Origin of the sequence: Arthrobacter sp. AG1021 (genome assembly GCF_003633665.1) — a bacterium.
GTDB classification, from domain to species: domain Bacteria; phylum Actinomycetota; class Actinomycetes; order Actinomycetales; family Micrococcaceae; genus Glutamicibacter; species Glutamicibacter soli.
Genome location: NZ_RBLB01000007.1, coordinates 537,082 through 553,479 on the forward strand (window position 1 = coordinate 537,082; position 16,398 = coordinate 553,479).

16 protein-coding genes are annotated in these 16,398 nt (G+C 63.4%); 11 read left to right on the plus strand and 5 right to left on the minus strand.

Features of this window, described 5'->3' with window-relative positions:
- Positions 1-59: 59 nt before the first annotated feature.
- The 3 genes from DFO58_RS07915 to DFO58_RS07920 all read left to right on the plus strand — a co-directional run bounded on the left by DFO58_RS07915 (position 60) and on the right by DFO58_RS07920 (position 1,837).
- A complete protein-coding gene (locus DFO58_RS07915; protein WP_120990073.1) occupies positions 60-626 on the plus strand; it encodes a YdeI/OmpD-associated family protein in 567 nt (188 codons plus the stop codon).
- A 62-nt stretch (positions 627-688) separates the two neighbouring features.
- Positions 689-907 carry a hypothetical protein gene (locus tag DFO58_RS18200; protein ID WP_147407227.1) on the plus strand — a complete coding sequence of 73 codons (219 nt, stop codon included), beginning with the start codon at positions 689-691 and terminating at the stop codon, positions 905-907.
- 186 nt (positions 908-1,093) lie between these two features.
- Complete coding sequence (locus DFO58_RS07920) at positions 1,094-1,837, plus strand: SDR family oxidoreductase (protein ID WP_053797442.1); 744 nt, start codon at positions 1,094-1,096, stop codon at positions 1,835-1,837.
- A 67-nt stretch (positions 1,838-1,904) separates the two neighbouring features.
- Here DFO58_RS07920 and DFO58_RS18435 read toward each other — a convergent pair whose 3' ends face one another.
- A complete protein-coding gene (locus tag DFO58_RS18435) occupies positions 1,905-2,099 on the minus strand; it encodes a hypothetical protein (protein ID WP_181728049.1) in 195 nt (64 codons plus the stop codon).
- Between the two features lie 145 nt (positions 2,100-2,244).
- Here DFO58_RS18435 and DFO58_RS07925 point away from each other — a divergent pair, with 145 nt between their 5' ends.
- The gene (locus tag DFO58_RS07925) at positions 2,245-3,171 is read left to right on the plus strand and encodes a 2-hydroxyacid dehydrogenase (protein ID WP_183043134.1); all 927 of its coding nucleotides are present in this window, start codon (positions 2,245-2,247) and stop codon (positions 3,169-3,171) included.
- On the opposite strand, the gene DFO58_RS07930 is transcribed toward DFO58_RS07925, so the two are convergent.
- Complete coding sequence (locus DFO58_RS07930; protein WP_183043135.1) at positions 3,168-4,388, minus strand: FAD-dependent oxidoreductase; 1,221 nt, start codon at positions 4,386-4,388, stop codon at positions 3,168-3,170. The two genes, DFO58_RS07925 and DFO58_RS07930, sit on opposite strands and share 4 nt — an antisense overlap.
- A 192-nt stretch (positions 4,389-4,580) precedes the next feature.
- On the opposite strand from DFO58_RS07930, the gene DFO58_RS07935 reads away from it, so the two are divergent.
- The 4 genes from DFO58_RS07935 (at position 4,581) to dgt (ending at position 9,453) form a co-directional block, all read left to right on the plus strand.
- A complete protein-coding gene (locus DFO58_RS07935) occupies positions 4,581-5,255 on the plus strand; it encodes a GntR family transcriptional regulator (protein WP_120990079.1) in 675 nt (224 codons plus the stop codon).
- A 164-nt stretch (positions 5,256-5,419) separates the two neighbouring features.
- Positions 5,420-6,820, plus strand: coding sequence for a branched-chain amino acid transport system II carrier protein (gene brnQ / locus DFO58_RS07940; RefSeq protein WP_120990081.1), 1,401 nt, complete (start codon positions 5,420-5,422; stop codon positions 6,818-6,820).
- 36 nt (positions 6,821-6,856) lie between these two features.
- Positions 6,857-7,804, plus strand: a complete 948-nt coding sequence (locus tag DFO58_RS07945; RefSeq protein ID WP_120990083.1) for an ornithine cyclodeaminase family protein — start codon at positions 6,857-6,859, stop codon at positions 7,802-7,804.
- Positions 7,805-7,920: 116 nt separating this feature from the next.
- Positions 7,921-9,453 carry a dGTP triphosphohydrolase gene (dgt, locus tag DFO58_RS07950; RefSeq protein ID WP_120990085.1) on the plus strand — a complete coding sequence of 511 codons (1,533 nt, stop codon included), beginning with the start codon at positions 7,921-7,923 and terminating at the stop codon, positions 9,451-9,453.
- Between the two features lie 187 nt (positions 9,454-9,640).
- Here dgt and DFO58_RS07955 read toward each other — a convergent pair whose 3' ends face one another.
- A complete protein-coding gene (locus DFO58_RS07955; protein WP_120990087.1) occupies positions 9,641-10,120 on the minus strand; it encodes a GtrA family protein in 480 nt (159 codons plus the stop codon).
- A 264-nt stretch (positions 10,121-10,384) separates the two neighbouring features.
- On the opposite strand from DFO58_RS07955, the gene DFO58_RS18440 reads away from it, so the two are divergent.
- The gene (locus DFO58_RS18440) at positions 10,385-11,380 is read left to right on the plus strand and encodes a hypothetical protein (protein ID WP_183043136.1); all 996 of its coding nucleotides are present in this window, start codon (positions 10,385-10,387) and stop codon (positions 11,378-11,380) included.
- 57 nt (positions 11,381-11,437) lie between these two features.
- Here the strand turns inward: DFO58_RS18440 and DFO58_RS07965 are convergent, their stop codons facing one another.
- Together DFO58_RS07965 and DFO58_RS07970 are read right to left on the minus strand one after the other, a co-directional pair.
- On the minus strand, positions 11,438-13,672 hold the full coding sequence (locus DFO58_RS07965; RefSeq protein WP_120990089.1) for an NADP-dependent isocitrate dehydrogenase: 2,235 nt from the start codon (positions 13,670-13,672) through the stop codon (positions 11,438-11,440).
- 213 nt (positions 13,673-13,885) lie between these two features.
- On the minus strand, positions 13,886-14,479 hold the full coding sequence (locus DFO58_RS07970; protein ID WP_183043137.1) for a TetR family transcriptional regulator: 594 nt from the start codon (positions 14,477-14,479) through the stop codon (positions 13,886-13,888).
- Positions 14,480-14,624: 145 nt separating this feature from the next.
- Between DFO58_RS07970 and DFO58_RS07975 the strand changes: the two genes are divergently transcribed.
- Positions 14,625-16,082: an MDR family MFS transporter gene (locus DFO58_RS07975; RefSeq protein ID WP_286163522.1), complete on the plus strand. Its 1,458-nt coding sequence runs from the start codon at positions 14,625-14,627 to the stop codon at positions 16,080-16,082.
- Between the two features lie 121 nt (positions 16,083-16,203).
- On the plus strand, positions 16,204-16,395 hold the full coding sequence (locus DFO58_RS18205) for a hypothetical protein (RefSeq protein ID WP_147407228.1): 192 nt from the start codon (positions 16,204-16,206) through the stop codon (positions 16,393-16,395).
- Positions 16,396-16,398 lie beyond the last annotated feature (3 nt).

Below are 16,398 nucleotides of genomic sequence, written 5' to 3' on the forward strand. Positions count from 1 at the left end.
GTCTCCTCGTCACATGGTTTTGCTTTCCAACTTAAATACCAAGCAGCACAATAGTTGCCATGGACTATGACAACCCGCTGATCCTCAAAGATGTCGATGCATGGCGTGCTTGGCTTGATGAAAACGAAGAAACCAACGACGGAGTGTGGCTGCTCGTAGCCAAAAAGGGCACCACAGAACCAACCTCCCTGATGGTTACCGACGCGCTGCAGGAAGCATTGTGCAGCGGATGGATCGACGGGCAGCGCCGCAGCCGCGACGAAACAACATTCCTGCAGCGCTACACTCCCCGGCGTAAAGCTTCAGTCTGGTCCGAAAAGAACACTCAGTTCGTGAAGGCGCTGATCGAGCAGGGCAGGATGCGCCCACGCGGACAGGTGGAGATCGATAAGGCCAAGGCCGACGGCAGGTGGGACCGCGCCTACCAAGGGCAGGCCACTGCCCAGGTGCCCGAAGACCTGCAACGCACCCTCGATGCGCATCCGACTGCCAAAGCCGCCTTCGAATCGCTGAAGTCCCAGCCGCGCTATCACATCCTGCATCAACTGATGATTGCCAAGACCGCGAAGACCAGAGCCGCGCGCATCGCACGTTTTGTTGCCCAATTGGGCGAAAAGTCCGAGTGACGGGCGCTAAATAAAATTTCCTAGTATTCTCGAATGGTCCATTGGCGGCTTGACTGGGCTTCATGAAGAATCCTTTAGGTGGTCTCCACACCGGTTTCACATCAGTGGAGCATGGTGAAATTTGTGCGGGAAAACGAACAGCTGCTCTAACCATCAGGCTGTTGCTGTTCCCGGAACTTCACCGCATCGAAATCGCAGCCGAGGTGCCACAGCCTGCACCAACTGATGATTGCCAGGACCTAGCAAACCGGGAGCAACAGGTTGGAGCGATTCGCCTCTGAATTGAATCGCGAAACACCTTGATCGGGCAAGGGTTTTGCTCCGCCGTCAGCTGAACGATTGACTTAGGTGACCTTTTCTACGAGCTGTCGAATATAGCGAGTAGACTCGGAGTTATTCAGGGGGTTGTCTCCACCGATCCGAGATGAGTTACCTCGGATCGCCACGATTCTCGAAGGGAGTTCAGAATGCAGCTTGAAGGCAAGGTCATCATTGTCACCGGCGGCGCTTCCGGCATTGGCGGAGCAATCTCACGTGTGCTCCTGCGCCGCGGAGCCAAGGTCGTCGCAGTGGACCTCAACGCCGAAGCGGGAGCCAAGCTCAAGGAAGAAGCCGGAGATTCACTGGCCTTCATCGCCGGCGACGTCAGCAAGCAGGAAACCGCAGATGCAGCCGTAGCCGCAGCCGTGGAGAACTTCGGCGGACTGAACGGCCTGGTCAACAACGCCCACGCTTCGCGCCAGGCACCTTTCACGGATCTGGACCAGGCTGCCTGGGACCTCTCGTTCAACACCGGCTTCCTGGCGACCCGCCAGTTCATGCTCGCCGCCTACCCTCACCTGAAGGACAACGGCGGCTCGATTGTGAACTTCGGTTCCGGCTCGGCCATGGTCGGCCAGCCGACCCAGGCCGCCTATGCTTCGGCCAAGGAAGCCATCCGCGGCTTGTCCCGCGTGACTGCCAACGAATGGGCGGCCAACAACATCCGAGTCAACGTAGTTTCGCCAATGGCACTGACCGACGGCGTCAAGGCCTGGAGCCAGGCCTTCCCAGACCTGTACGAGCAGTCGCTGACCAAGGTTCCGCTGGGCCGCTTCGGCGATCCCGAGACCGACGTCGCACCGGTTGTCGCATTCCTGCTTTCGGATGACGCCAAGTACGTCACAGGCCAGACTCTCATGGCAGATGGTGGTGCCAATAAGCTCTACTAACCTCTAGACCTCTTTCCTACATTTCAGGCTCCGGGATATTGCCCCGGGGCCTGAACTGTTTAAAGGCCTAGCGTCTGACGGACTCGGCAATCATTGCTCCCGCATGAAGCACGGCCCCGGATACCACCAGCAGTCCGCCGCCCACCGGTTCACCCAGGACGAATATGCCCAAGCCGATCAATACCAGTGTCCAGCCGACAACCATCGTCGCGGTGGAACCTGCCGTGCCCTTTTTGCCAGTACGCTCTGAAGTTTGGGTCATGGCCAGATTCTATCCGCTGGATCATTTCTATACAGGCCAAAAGCACGGAAATTGGACTTCTGGGTTCCTTGCCGGCGTTCCAGCTTGTCCACGTGCGGTCCCAGCAGACACAATAGCCAGGTACCCACCAACGATTGGAAGCTCCGTGACCCTGCGTGTTCTCGTCCCCTGGCAACAACTCGTCGACGGGTTGAAGCTTCCCGGAATCGAACCGATCCTCTGGCACATCAACGATGATCCGCACGATGCCCCGGAAGCCGATGTGCTGGTGACCGAACGACCGGTGTACCCCGAGCGGCGGGCCCGCGTCGCACGCATCAAGGGCCTGCAGCACGTGCACCTCTTGTCCATCGGCTACGAGTGGGTCTTGGAGCACCTGCCAGAGCAGGCCACGCTGACCAATTCCCGCGGCGCAGTGGAAGACGCCACCGCGGAGCACTGCCTGACCCTGGTCCTGGCCAGCCTGCGCGAACTGCCCAAGGCCCTGGAACAGCAGCGGGAACGGCGATGGGAGCGGACCTGGACTTCTTCGCTGCACGGCTCGACGGTTCTGCTGCTGGGCGCCGGGGGCGTCGGCAGCGCCATTTCCGAGCGCCTCGCCCCGTTCAAGCCTGCGCAGGTCATCACGGTGGCCTCCACGCCCAGATCCCTGCCCGATGGGAACGTCATCCACGGGATCGATTCAATCGTGGCCCTGCTGCCGCAGGCGGACGTTGTCATTGTGGCGCTGCCCCACACCGCCCAAACCGAAAAACTCGTCAATGCTAAATTCCTTGCCCGCCTGCGCGACGGCGCGCTGCTGGTGAATATCGGCCGTGGCCCCATCGTCGACACCGACGCGCTGCTGCCGGAGCTGAACAGCGGACGCATCCGCGCCGCGCTGGATGTCGCGGACCCCGAGCCCCTGCCGGCCGACCACGCGTTGTGGACCGCACCGAACTGCATCATCACCCCGCACATGGCCGGGGACACCGGGGAGTTCCTCAAGCTGGTCAGCGAGCTGGCCATCGAACAGATCCGCGGGATACATGCTGGCAAGAAGCCGTTCAACGTGGTGACCGACAGGAACTAGCGCGATCGCGCCGCGTTCAACCCGGCAGTGACCAACTCCTTGGCCAGATCCACGGTAATCGGCGCGAGGGTAACACCCAACGGACCGTGCCCGGCGGCAACCACCAGGTTGTCGAACCCGCGGCGTTCAATGATCGGCACGCCGCTGGCTGTCATCGGGCGCGCGCCCTGCCAACGTGTCAGCTCTTCCAAATCTGCGAGTGCTGGAACGACTGCCGCCGCGTGCTCCCGCAGCTTGGCAATGTCATGATCGGCGGGATCCTGCCCCGACGCCGCACCGAACCGCATGCCGCCGGTGATACGAACACGGCCCGGCATGGGGCTGATCACCACATGATCTTCCATCCCCATCAGCGCGCGATTCAGCTGGTTCTGGGGATCCGACAAGGTGACCGACCAGCCATAGCCCGGTTCGACAGGTACCCGGATATCCAGCAGCCTGCCTGCGGCACGGCTGTCGGCTCCGGTGGCGAGCACTACCTGCTTGGCGCCAAGATCGCCTGCGGTGGTCGTGAGATCCGTGATCCGCTCGCCTTGCTTCCGGTATCCTGTCACCTCCGCACGAATGAGCCTGGCCCCGTGGTCCATGGCGTCTTGCAGCCAGCGGCGTGATGCGGCCTCCGGATCAAGGAATGCTTCATCGGGGAACCAGATCCCGCCGGAGACCTCGCTGCCCAAGCCGGGCTGGAGCTCGTCCGCCTGGGCGCGGTTAACCACTTCGCATTTCGCTCCGGCGCTTTGCATGCGCTCGGAATCGCCGCGCAGGGCATCGCGATTGCCTTGGGAGGTCGACAGCCACAACCAGCCTTGAACCGTAAGCCCCAGATCGAGACCGCTGTCCTGGAGCTCGTGATAGCGCTGAAGGCTCCGGGTCGCCATCGAATGCAATTTGGCGGTATCCCGCTTCACCCGCCCCGGACGGGAAGCGGCGGCGAAGCTTGCCAGGAACTTCAGCGTCTCAAGGCCGAGCGGGCGCGAGAAGGTCACCGGCGCATGGTCGCTGCCGAAGGATTTGACGCCTTCCCAGAGATTTCCGGGGGTCGACATCGGCGTGGAGTAGCTCGGGACCACTAATCCGGCATTTCCCAGGGATGAGCCCAGCCCGGGATGCGGATCAATGACTACGACATCCAACCCTTCCCTGCTGAGCGCACTCGCCAGGCCGGATCCGATGATTCCGCCGCCGATAATTGCGACGTCCGCCCGTTCAAGGCTCATGAAGGTGCTCCTCAAGTTGCTGCGCTCCATGCGTGTGATGGCCTGCATCAGCGGCCGGACACCCACTTCATGAATTTAGTATTGTGTTATACCTTACACATCATCATTGCGAAATTTAAGTTTTTCGGCGATTCACGCATCGCAGGGTTCGCGGATGATTGCCGCGTCAAACGAACGTGATAAACAAGTAGTATGACTACAAGCAGCCACGCTCCCCTCCGAGCCGTCAGCCTCAGAGAGCAGGCGCGGAATGCGATTCGCACCTCTATCGTCATGGGCGAGATTGCCCCCGGGCAGGTGGAAAGCGTCGTCAAGGTCGCAGCGGAACTAGGCGTCTCCATCACCCCCGTCCGCGAAGCAGTCATGGATCTGGCCAACCTGGGGATCGTAGAAGTCATCCGGAACAAGGGGTTCCGAGTACCCCAGTTGACCGATCAGGATCTGGATGAAATCTTCAAGATTCGCACCATGCTCGAAGTTCCAGCGATGCACGAAGCCGCGGAAAAATTCGGGGATCGCGATCCCGAGCCATTCCGCCTCCTTGCCGAGGACATCATCTCTGCCGCCAAGTCAGGCGATGTCCGCGCATTCCTGGAAAGCGACCGCATGTTCCACAAGGCCCTGCTTGAAACCCTCGGAAATCGGCGCCTGGTGAATACGGTCGAGCAGCTGCGCGACCAGGCGCGAATGCAGGGGTTGCAGAAGCTGGCAGACCACGGCGACCTGACCGAGTCCGCAGTCGAACACCTGGAAATCCTCGAGGCGATCACCGCCCATGACGGCGAGCGAGCTGCCGCACTCATGAACAAGCATTTGGCGCACAGCCGTGGCATCTGGGCCGACCGCCCGGAACCTTCAGAGGCCTAGCTGGAACCCACAGGCCGGAACGCATGCCGTTCCGGCCTTTTTCTCGCCTTCTTGGCATTCGGAAAGTGTTGTGTAACATATAACACAACACTTGATGTGGATCACAGCCTGCCCCGTGCACTTTGGCAGAGCTGATCACAAGATCAGTCTCGAAGGAAACACATATGAACACCAAGCTTTCTCCGATGCAGACATTCACCATCGGACTAATGCTCCTCGCCATGTTCCTCGGCGCAGGCAACATCATTTTCGCGCCCCTTGTCGGGCAGCAGGCCGGACGGTCGTCATTCGTCCCCATGTCGGCATTTCTGCTGACAGGTGTTGGACTCGTAGTGCTGGCCATCATCGTCCTCGCCCGGGCCGGAGGGCGTGTGGAACCGCTGTCCGATCGCGTGCATCCCTGGTTCTCCCGCGGATTCTGCGCCTTGATGTTCCTCGCGCTGGGCCCACTGTATGTCATTCCGCGCACCGGCTCAGTAGTATATGAAATCGCCATCAAGCCGCACGTGGAAGTTTCAGCGGATGCAAGCCGAGTTATCCTGCTGATTTTCTCCACCGCGTTCACCGCGCTGACAATCTACCTGTCGCTGGATACCGGCAAGCTCGTGAACCGGTTGGGCAAGCTCATCACCCCCGTTTTCTCGGTCCTGCTGCTGCTCATCATCGGCAAGTCCCTGGTCACCCCGATGGGAACCCCGCAGGATCCCGTGGAACCATACCTGTCGGGAGCCTTCCTCAAGGGCTTCACCGAGGGCTACTTCACCATGGATGCCTTGGCCGCTCTGGTATTCGGCGGCGTGTTCATCCAGTCGATCCGAGCCGTGGGCGTAACCAAGCCGAGTGAGATCACCAAGGTGTTCATCAAGGCCGGCATCATCACCGTCATCGGCCTGTCGCTGCTGCACATCTCCATGGCATGGATCGGCGCCTCCAGCGTGGAAGCCATTGGGTATCTGGACAACGGCGGGGCAGTGCTTGCCGAGTCCTCGCGCTACCTGCTGGGCACCGCCGGCGTTGTCGCCATGGGCGTGATCGTCTTCCTGACCGGCGTCACTACCAATATCGCCTGTCTGTCCTCGGTCTCCGAATACTTCGGCAATACCATGCCATCGATTTCCTACCGCGTGTGGGTATACATCTTCGGCGCGGCAGGCCTGCTTTTCACCAACTTCGGACTGGAAACCGTCCTGGAAACCGCGATTCCGCTGCTCATGTTCCTCTACCCGCTGGCCATCACACTCATCCTGCTGGTCCTGTGCAACCGACTTTTCTCCGGATACCAGTCCGTCTACGTCGGCGCGATGGTCGGAGCCGGATTCATCGCAGTCTTCGACGCCGTGAAATCCGCCGGATTCTTCGTCGAGCAGATCGACAGCACTCTGGGATTCATTCCGATGTTCCTCCAGAGCGGAGGCTGGATCATCCCAGCCCTGATCGGAGCCGGCCTGGGGTATGTCGTTGCGCGCATGCGCAAGGAAGAACCGCGCAGCTTCGCACCCCAGCCCGAAGCAGCGGCCCCCGCACCTCAGGCTGCCAGCCCGGCCGGCCACCCCGCAGCAAACTAGCAAAACCGCAAATTCCGAAGAACGAAGTGAGAACCAATGCAAACCACTGCAAGCACCGCACCGACCTGGTACTCCACGGAGCAGGTCCGCGAAGCAGTCAGCCCGGATGATGCGCGGCGCCTGCTGGAGAACGCCCTGGCGGGCGGTTTTGATCCCGCATCGGACCCCGACCGCACCAGCAAGCCGGCCGGTTCCGGAGAGCTGCTGCTAATGCCGGCCACCATCGGCAACTGGTCCGGGATCAAGGTCGTCTCGGTGGCGCCCGAGAACCCGGAGCACGGCCTGCCCCGCATCCAGGCAACCTACCTGCTGATGGACTCAAAGACGCTGTCCACCCAAGCGCTGCTGGAAGGCGCCATGCTCACCGAGCTTCGCACGCCCGCCATGTCCGCTGTTGCAGCCGACCACCTGGCCCCTGCAGGGGCGTGCACTCTCATGGTCTTCGGCACCGGCCCGCAGGCCTGGGGACATATCGAGGCGATGTCTCGTATCCGTCCCATCAGCCAGGCGCTGGTCTCGGCCCGCAACGAGCAGCGAATCGAGGACCTGGTCCAGCGGACCAAGCAGTTCGGGCTGCAGGCGCGCGCGGCGGATCCCGCCGAGGTGGCCCAGGCCCAGATCGTTGTCTGCGCCACGAGCGCCAGGGAACCGCTCTTCGACGGCGCCCTGGTCCAGCCGGGTGCCTGCGTGGTCGCGATGGGATCTCATGAACCAGGAGCACGGGAGTTGGATGCGGATCTCATGGGCCGCTCGGTTGTCATCGTCGAGGACCCTGCGACCGCCCTGCGCGAAGCGGGCGACGTCATCCAGGCCATTGCCGACGGCACGCTGGGCCGCGACGGTTTCTCAACGGTCAGCCAACTGGTCAGGGGCGAGGTCGCGCGCAGCACCCGGCGGCCGAACATCTTCAAGGGCACTGGCATGGCCTGGCAGGATCTCGTGGTCGCAGTAGGCGTCCATGAACATTTCGCCAGCCAAGGATAAGCTCTTCCTTTTTGCGGGGCCGCCCCTTCGGGGACGGCCCCGCAGCCGTGTGCAGACACGCAACCGCCCGGAAAATCTCCCGGGCGCGCCCGGCGTCCTCTAGGCTGGTGCCTACGATGGATATCAGGGAAAAGACACACCAGGGCGGCGGCCGTGACCGGACGATCGCCGAGCAAAGCGGCCCCAATGAGGACGAATTCCGCGTCGACATCGAGCGGATCCGCTTCTCCCCCTATTTCTCCCGCCTTTCCTCGGTCACCCAGGTGATCCCGCAGGCAGGCTCCGGCACGCTGGTGCACAACCGGCTGACCCATTCGCTCAAGGTTTCCGCGGTGGCGCGTTCCATCGCCATCCGGCTGCGGACGGTCGACGAAGCAACTAGAGGACTAGTCAGCGAGTTGGGCGGTTGCGACCCAGTGGTCGTGCAGGCAGCCGCGGCGGCCCACGACCTCGGCCACCCGCCCTTCGGCCATCTGGGCGAGCAGGAGCTGGACCGGGTGGCCCGCGGCGTGCTCAAGCTTCCGGACGGTTTCGAGGGCAACGCCCAGACCTTCCGCATCCTCACTGCGCTGGACAGCTGCGACGCGACCGCGCGCGGCATGAACCTCACCAGGGCAGTGCGCGCCGCCGTGCTGAAATACCCGTGGACCCGCAACGAGTGGCGCGCCCTGGCCCCGCTGGCCCCGGAGCTGCTGCCGCGCGGGGTGGGCATCGATCCCGCCGCCGGGGCGCTGAAGTTCTCCGCCTACGACGTGGATGCCGACGAGATGCGGGACGTGCTCTCGGTGTTCCCTGGCATCGCCAAGCACCAGCAGACCGTGGAAAGCTCGGTCATGGATATCGCGGACGACATCGCCTACGCGGTGCACGACCTCGACGACTTCTACCGCGCCGGGGTGCTGCAGTACACCAGCGTCTCCGCCGAGCTGCGCGCCTGGCTGGAGCATTCCAGCCAGCTCAGTTCCCTGAAGCAGTCCGAGCTGGATGCCCGCCGCCCGGGCCACGCGCTGGAGCTGACCTGGCGCCGTACCCGCGCCAAGGACCCCTGGATCGCGGACGCGGAGGCCTTCCGGGAATCCGTCGAGCGGGTCGGCCACGACCTGGTGGAAGGCCTGCTCTCGGTCCCCTACGACGGCGGACTGGAAGCGGACCGGGCTGTCACCGCCTTCACCCGGCGCTGGATCGACCGGCTGCAGGAATCGGTGACAGTGGAGCGCACCCCGACTATCCGCAGCGGCCACGTCCGGCTGGGCGACGCCGCCTGGCACGACGTAATCGTGTTGAAGTTCGTGCATGCGCGCTTTGTGCTGGAGCGCCCGGACCTGGCCGTGTACCAGCGCGGGCAGACCCGCATCATCCGCTCACTCGCCGAAGGATTCCATATCTGGCTCAATGATCCCGAGGACGCCGGACGCGCCCCGCGCCGCCTGCTGGATTCGGTGGAGGCTACGACGGAGGAATACCGGCAGCTGCGCGAAAACACCCCGCACCTGTTCCTTCAGGCCGGCCCGGACGAAGTGCAGCGGCTGGGGCAGGCGCGGGCCATCGTTGACTACATCGCCTCGTTCACCGATGCCCAGGCGGTATCGCTGAATGCGCTGCTCACCGGCACCTCCGACAACTTATGGGAAGCAGGCCGCGGGCTCTAGGCCGGCCAGCGAGCGGAGCCTGCCTTCCCGCGGATTCGGTCTGCGCAGTCGAGCGCTTCGACAAGATGGTGCACCCGCTGGTGAAGAACGAAAAGCCGCCGTGCTGAAAGTTTTCCAACTTTCCGCACGGCGGCTTTTCAAATATCCAAGGGCTTGCGGGAGACATTCCCGCGAAGCGGCGTCTGGGCTAGGCGGCCAGCTCGACCTTCTGCTCCTTCTTGGAGACATCCGGGAAGACGAACTTGTGCAGGGCCCACCAGCGGAAGACCATCGCCAACGCGGTACCGATGATCGGTCCGGAGATGAAGTCGGCGGCTTCCTGGAACAGGAAGGAAACGTTCGGGTAGTGCAGGCCGAAGACCCAACGCGAAATGTACAGCGGAGCCGAGTTGATCACGATGCCCATCGCGGATACCGCGAAGAAGCCGGTGACCTGGATGCGCTTGCGGTGCGCATCATTGCGATCCTGGAAGGTGTACTGGCGCGAGAGCACGTAGGACACGATGGTCGCCACGGTGTTGGCGATCAGGAATGCCGTGGTCGGGTGGTCTTCCATCACGGTGTACTTCAGGCCGTAGTTCACGGCCAAGGTCACGATGAAGCAGAACCCACCGACGCCGAGGAAACGCAGGGCACGGACTACCACTGGATTTTCACGTAGAGCCATACTTCTCCTGAATTCGGTGAGCGCGAAAAACGCCTAACAAACCGAGTTTAGTATCCGAGGCTGGGAACGGCCAATGAGTCCCCCGATTCCAATCTGTCGATCAGCTATGAATGCCGCCTGTTGTCCCCGTCTTTGCAAGGTACGGGGCAGGAGAATGTGAGCTTCCCCGCAACTTCTCCCCCGGTGCCCTATGAGGGCGTTTCGAGTTGTCGGGGCGCCGTGGCATGATCGGGGTATCGACATCACCCCACGGTAAGGAGCATAGTGGACTCGCAGCTTCCCCTCAGAATCCTCGAAGCGGTCGGGCTGCTACACCGGCTGGGTTACCTCGGGCTGCGGATCTTGCCCGGCATCAACGCCTCCGGAACCGCCTGGCGCATCGTCATCTTCAACGTCACCGAATGGAATCCCGAGGACAAGTTCGGCGACCCGTACAATGCCTCGGAGACCTGCCTCTACACAACGGCCGGGGGCAATGTCTTCAACAACGACGTGCAGTTCCCCGAGGACGTCAGCCGCATCAGCGTCGCCGAAGCAATCCTCGCCGCCTTGCCCTCGCTGCAGCGCAGCACCCCGGGCGAGACCGGGAATCTGGACTACGTGCGATGGTATGCCCAGCTGCTCTCGCAAGTCACCCGTCTCAGCGAGCTGCCGGTGGCGTATGCGGACTACTTCGAAGATGCCGAGGGCTGGGAACTGGGGTGGGGCAGCGGCCGACGCTTCCAGGCGCCGCCGCGCTTTCTACCCGAACCGGACGCATCGCCGGTGCCGGACAAGGCCGGGCAGCGCGACGAGCACTACGTTCTGGGTCTGTGCGCCGAGGTGCTGGGCCTGCCCTACGTCGGACAGCAGACCTTCGACTGGTTGCGCGGCGAGCCGTCGCTGAAAACCGGGGCGCGCAAGGCGCTGCCGGTCGACGGCTATTTCGAGGAGCTCGGCCTGGTTGTGGAGTACCACGAACGGCAGCATTCGGAACCCGTCCCGTTCTTCGACAACAAGCTGACCACCACCGGCATGCTGCGCGGAGCGCAGCGCAAGCTCTATGATGCCCGCAAGGCGGCGCTGATTCCGCAGCACGGGTTGACGTTGCTCGTCATTGATTACCGCGACTTCAGCCACAAGAAGGGCAAGATCCTGCGCGCTCCAGCACAGGACAGGAAGATCGTCGCGGCACTGCTGGCCAGAGCCGCTGAAGTGGCGGAGCCGGGGGTCATCGCTCCCTTCTCCGCGCCGCCGCAAGAAGCACCCGCGACGCGTTAAAAGCCGCACGGCACCATCCCCGAAGGGGTGGTGCCGTGCGGCTTTAGCAGGTGAGGGCTACTTGGAAACAGCCTGGGTCAGCAGTTCAAGAGCCTTGTTCAGGGTGGCGCTTGGACGCATCACAGCGGAGGTCTTTTCCTCGTTCGGACGGTAGTAGCCGTCCAGTTCGACCGGCTTGCCCTGGACCTCGGCGAGTTCGGCCACGATGGTTTCCTCGTTCTCGCCCAGTGCCTTGGCGACGTCGGCGAAGGCCGATGCCAGCTCGGCGTCCTTGTCCTGCTTGGCCAGTTCCTCGGCCCAGAACTTGGCCAGGTAGAAGTGGCTGCCGCGGTTGTCCAGCTCGCCGACCTTGCGCTTCGGCGACTTGTCTTCCAGCAGGAAGGTGCCGGTGGCGGCATCCAGGGTGTCTGCCAGAACCTGTGCGCGGGCGTTGCCGGTGGTGACTGCCAGGTGCTCGAAGGAAGCGCCCAGTGCCATGAATTCGCCCAGCGAATCCCAGCGCAGGTGGTTCTCGGACACCAGCTGCTGCACGTGCTTCGGAGCGGAGCCGCCGGCGCCGGTCTCGAACAGTCCGCCGCCTGCCAGCAGCGGCACGATGGACAGCATCTTGGCGCTGGTGCCCAGTTCCAGGATCGGGAACAGGTCGGTCAGGTAGTCGCGCAGCACGTTGCCGGTGACCGAGATGGTGTCCTCGCCCTTGCGGATGCGCTCGATCGAGTACTTGGTGGCCTCGATCGGGGACAGGATCTCGATGGTCAGGCCCTCGGTGTCGTGCTCCTTGAGGTACTCGTTGACCTTGGCGATCAGCACGGCGTCGTGGGCGCGGTTCTCATCCAGCCAGAACACGATCGGGGTCTGCGAGGCGCGGGCGCGGTTCACTGCCAGCTTCACCCAGTCGCGGATGGCGACGTCCTTGGTCTGGCAGGCGCGCCAGATGTCTCCGGTGAAGACCTGGTGCTCGATCAGCACGGTGTCGTTCTCGTCGACGATCTGCACATGTCCGTTGGCCGCCAGCTCGAAGGTCTTGTCGTGGGAGCCGTATTCCTCGGCCTTCTGGGCCATCAGGCCGACGTTCGGCACGGTGCCCATGGTGGTCGGGTCGTAGGCGCCGTTGGCACGGCAGTCCTCGATCACGGCCTGGTAGACGCCTGCGTAGGAGGAGTCGGGTAGCACGGCCAGGGTGTCTGCGGTCTCGCCCTTGGCGTCCCACATCTTGCCGCCCAGGCGGATCATGGCAGGCATGGAAGCGTCCACGATGACGTCCGATGGGACGTGCAGGTTGGTGATGCCCTTGTCGGAGTCGACCATGGCAACTGCCGGGCCCTCTTCCAGGCCCTTGGCGATCAGCTTCTCAACGCCGGCGCGCACGTCGTCGGAGAGCTCGTCCAGGCCGTTGAGGATGGCGGCCAGGCCGTTGTTCGGGTTCAGGCCGGCTGCCGCCAGCTCGTCCCCGTAGGTGTCGAACAGCTCGGAGAAGTAGGCCTTGACGACCTGGCCGAAGATGATCGGGTCGGAGACCTTCATCATGGTGGCCTTCAGGTGTGCCGAGAAGAGGATGCCCTCTTCCTTGGCGCGGGCCACGGAGGCCTTCAGGAAGTCCTGCAGGGCTGCCACGTGCATGACGGTGCCGTCGATGACCTCGTCCTTGAGCACCTTGAAAGGCTTCTTCAGGACCTTGACTTCGCCGTCTTCGCCGACGAAGCGGATGGAGATCGACTTGTCCTTGTCGATGACGATGGACTTCTCGTTCGAGGCGAAGTCGTCAACGCCCATGGTGGCGACGTTGGTCTTCGAGTCCGCGGCCCAGGCGCCCATGGAGTGCGGGTACTTGCGGGCGTAGTTCTTCACGCTCAGCGGCGCGCGGCGGTCGGAGTTGCCCTCGCGCAGCACCGGGTTCACGGCGGAGCCCTTGATCTTGTCGTAGCGGGCGCGGACGTCGGTCTCTTCGTCGGAGGAAGGGTTGTCCGGGTAATCCGGCAGGGCGTAGCCGGCAGCCTGCAGCTCGGCGATCGCGGCCTTCAGCTGCGGGATCGACGCGGAGATGTTCGGAAGCTTGATGATGTTGGCTTCCGGGGTCTTGGCCAGGTCGCCAAGCTCAGCCAAGGCGTCGCCGATGCGCTGCTCTTCGGTGATGTAGTCCGGGAAGGTGGCGATGATGCGGCCGGCCAGCGAGATGTCGCGGGTCTCCAGCTCCACACCGGCGGTCGAGGCGAAGGCCTCCACGATCGGCAGGAACGAGTGGGTCGCCAGCATCGGCGCTTCGTCGGTGTGGGTGTAAATAATCTTGGCCATAGGTGTGGCTTCTCCCTGAACGTCGTGCGGAAGCGGGGTTATCCGCCCTGAACTCAACGTTCCAAATCTACCCGATTTTGCTCCGCGCCACACTTTCCAGTCCCGGAAAATACGCCGAAAGAGCCCTAAAATTCGCCCAATCGCCGGGCGGGAGGGGCTACGAGCAGTTCGTCACATTTAAGTTAATCGTCGATAACTCAAGCGCCATGTTCGCTATTCGGCCAGCTGCGCCGTCAGCACGCCGAGCGATGCCGCCACCTCATCGAAGATGCCGGCAGGCTCCGCGGATTCGCCGGACCGCTCGGCCAGGCCGAAGCACTGCCAGGTCACGCGCCAGCAGGTTGCGAGCATTTCGCCGATCAGCAGCGCGGGCATGGCCGCGAGCAGCCCGCGTCCGGTCAGGTAATCGGAAACCGCGGCCACCAGCTCCTGCTCCTGCCGCGTGGCCACCAGCAGCAACCGCGGCTCGGCCACCATCAGCCGCGAAACACGGCGGAATTCATTGCCCTGGACTTCTTCCAGCAGCATGCTCCGGAAGGCGGCCAGCAGCAGGCGCAGAATGCTTGCCCCATCCGCGCCGTCGGGGATGTCGCAGCCCTCCACCGCTTCAAACAGTCCGCGCTCGGCAGGCAGCATGGCCGCTTCCCTGGAGGGAACGTAACGGAAAAAGGTCCGTTCGGAAATTCCGGCACGCTTGGCGATGCGCCCCACCGTCACCGCGTCGAAGCCCTGCTCTTCCAAAATGTCCAAGGCCGCGGACCGGATGCCCTGCAGGGTCGCGGCTTTGCGTTCGTCTCGGATTCCCACCGTGCACTCCTCGCGTTCGGTTGCCTGTCGCCATGGTATCCCGGGTATCCAAGCATATTTCCTGTCACACTCTGACAGATTCATCCCTTAAATGTGTCAGACTATGACAGAATTTTTGAGTCTTCCCTTCAAGAACGAGGTAACCGTGTCCACCGAACACATCCAAACCGCCCAGGGCGCGCCGCCGGCCGGCCCCCAGCTGTCCACCCGGCAGGTGACCGGGATCATCGCGGCCCTGGCGCTGGCCGCCTTCATGATGATCCTCAACGAGACGGTGCTGACCGTGGCGCTGCCCGGCATCATGAACGACCTGCAGATTTCAGCTGCCACGGGGCAGTGGCTGACGACCGGATTCCTGCTGACCCTGTCGGTGGTGATTCCGACGACCGGCTTCCTGCTGCAGCGCTTCAACCACCGTTCGCTGTTCATGTTCGCCATCATCAGCTTCATCATCGGCACCGCCGTCGCGGCGCTGGCTCCCAGCTTCGTGCTGCTCCTGGCCGCCCGCATGGTCCAGGCGTTGGGCACGGCCATTGTGCTGCCCCTGCTCATGACCACCACGCTGCGGCTGGTGCCGGCACAGCGCCGCGGCACGGTCATGGGGCTGAACTCCGTGGTCATCGGCGTGGGACCGGCCGTGGGACCCACCGTTTCCGGCGCGGTGGTCCACGCGTGGGGCTGGCACTACATCTTCGCCATGATGCTGCCGATCTCGGTGCTGGTCCTCATTCTCGGCGCCGTCTTCTTCAAGGTTCCCGCCAGCGCGCAGAAAACCCGCGTCGACGCAGCGTCCGTGCTCCTTTCCGCGGTGGCCTTCGGCCTGCTGGTCTACGGCATTTCAAGCATCGAGCATGCCTCGCAGAACCCCGCCATGGCCATCGCCAGCTTCGCCATCGGCGCGTTGTCCCTGGTCTTGTTCATCCGCCGCCAGCGGGGGCTGGCGCGCGAGGGGCGCGAACTGCTGAATCTCGCTCCCTTCGCCTCGCGCAACTTCCGGCTAGCCATGATCCTGATCATGATCGCCTTCGGCACGCTGCTCGGTTCGCTCATGGTTGTGCCGATCCTCCTCGAATCCGGGCGGGGACTGGACTCGCTGACCATCGGCCTGATGCTCCTGCCGGGCGGGCTGGCCCAGGCGGTGGCCTCCCCGGTCTTCGGGCGCGTCTACGACCGCTTCGGCCCGCGCCCGGTATTGATCCCGGGAACCGCCATGCTGGCCCTGGGCCAGTGGCTCTATGTGGGCGTGCGCGCCGACAGCCCGCTGTGGCTGTTCGCCACCGCGCACGTGGTCTTCTCCATCGGATTCGCGCTGCTCATGACCGGGTTGATGTCCTCGGCCATGGCTTCGGTGGATCCGCGCCTGTTCGGCCATGGCTCCGCGATCTTCAATACCGGCCAGCAGCTGGGCGGCGCGATCGGCACTACGCTGTTCGTCACCGTCCTGACCCTGCTGTCCACCGCGCAGGAGGCTTCCGGAACCAGCGCCGTCCAGGCCCTGTTCGACGGCGCGCACATGGCCTTCCTCATCGGCGCGGTGCTGGCCAGCGCAACGGTGGTTCTCTCGCTGTTCATCGGACGCGGCACCGCGCCCACGGGCAGGTAGCCGCATCCCTCCGAGGGAGGACCTCGGGCAGTTTCCCAGCCTCCGCCAAGGTTGGGAGCCTCGTGAAGCGCAGCTCGCTAGGGTTAGGTCATCTGCCAAACCCAGGCGGAGGCCGAGCAGCTTGAGCGGTCGGCACGCTACCGAAGACAAGGGAGAGAACATGGGCAACAACCACGACGAAACCGTCGCACCAGACAAGACCCCTGATCCGCAGGGCAAGAACACCACCGTCCCGGATTCCCCGACCTCGTCTCCGATTCCTTTCGGCCACGAAGACGACGACGAGCAGAAGAAGGACTCGACCCAGCGGTAGGAG

What these genes read in the sequence shown, in the direction of transcription:
- DFO58_RS07915 (WP_120990073.1), top strand. Translation starts at nt 60, where the DNA reads ATGGACTATGACAACCCGCTGATCCTCAAAGATGTCGATGCATGGCGT.
- DFO58_RS18200 (WP_147407227.1), top strand. Translation starts at nt 689, where the DNA reads ATGAAGAATCCTTTAGGTGGTCTCCACACCGGTTTCACATCAGTGGAG.
- DFO58_RS07920 (WP_053797442.1), top strand. Translation starts at nt 1,094, where the DNA reads ATGCAGCTTGAAGGCAAGGTCATCATTGTCACCGGCGGCGCTTCCGGC.
- DFO58_RS18435 (WP_181728049.1), bottom strand. Translation starts at nt 2,099, where the DNA reads ATGACCCAAACTTCAGAGCGTACTGGCAAAAAGGGCACGGCAGGTTCC.
- DFO58_RS07930 (WP_183043135.1), bottom strand. Translation starts at nt 4,388, where the DNA reads ATGAGCCTTGAACGGGCGGACGTCGCAATTATCGGCGGCGGAATCATC.
- DFO58_RS07935 (WP_120990079.1), top strand. Translation starts at nt 4,581, where the DNA reads ATGACTACAAGCAGCCACGCTCCCCTCCGAGCCGTCAGCCTCAGAGAG.
- brnQ (WP_120990081.1), top strand. Translation starts at nt 5,420, where the DNA reads ATGAACACCAAGCTTTCTCCGATGCAGACATTCACCATCGGACTAATG.
- DFO58_RS07945 (WP_120990083.1), top strand. Translation starts at nt 6,857, where the DNA reads ATGCAAACCACTGCAAGCACCGCACCGACCTGGTACTCCACGGAGCAG.
- dgt (WP_120990085.1), top strand. Translation starts at nt 7,921, where the DNA reads ATGGATATCAGGGAAAAGACACACCAGGGCGGCGGCCGTGACCGGACG.
- DFO58_RS07955 (WP_120990087.1), bottom strand. Translation starts at nt 10,120, where the DNA reads ATGGCTCTACGTGAAAATCCAGTGGTAGTCCGTGCCCTGCGTTTCCTC.
- DFO58_RS07965 (WP_120990089.1), bottom strand. Translation starts at nt 13,672, where the DNA reads ATGGCCAAGATTATTTACACCCACACCGACGAAGCGCCGATGCTGGCG.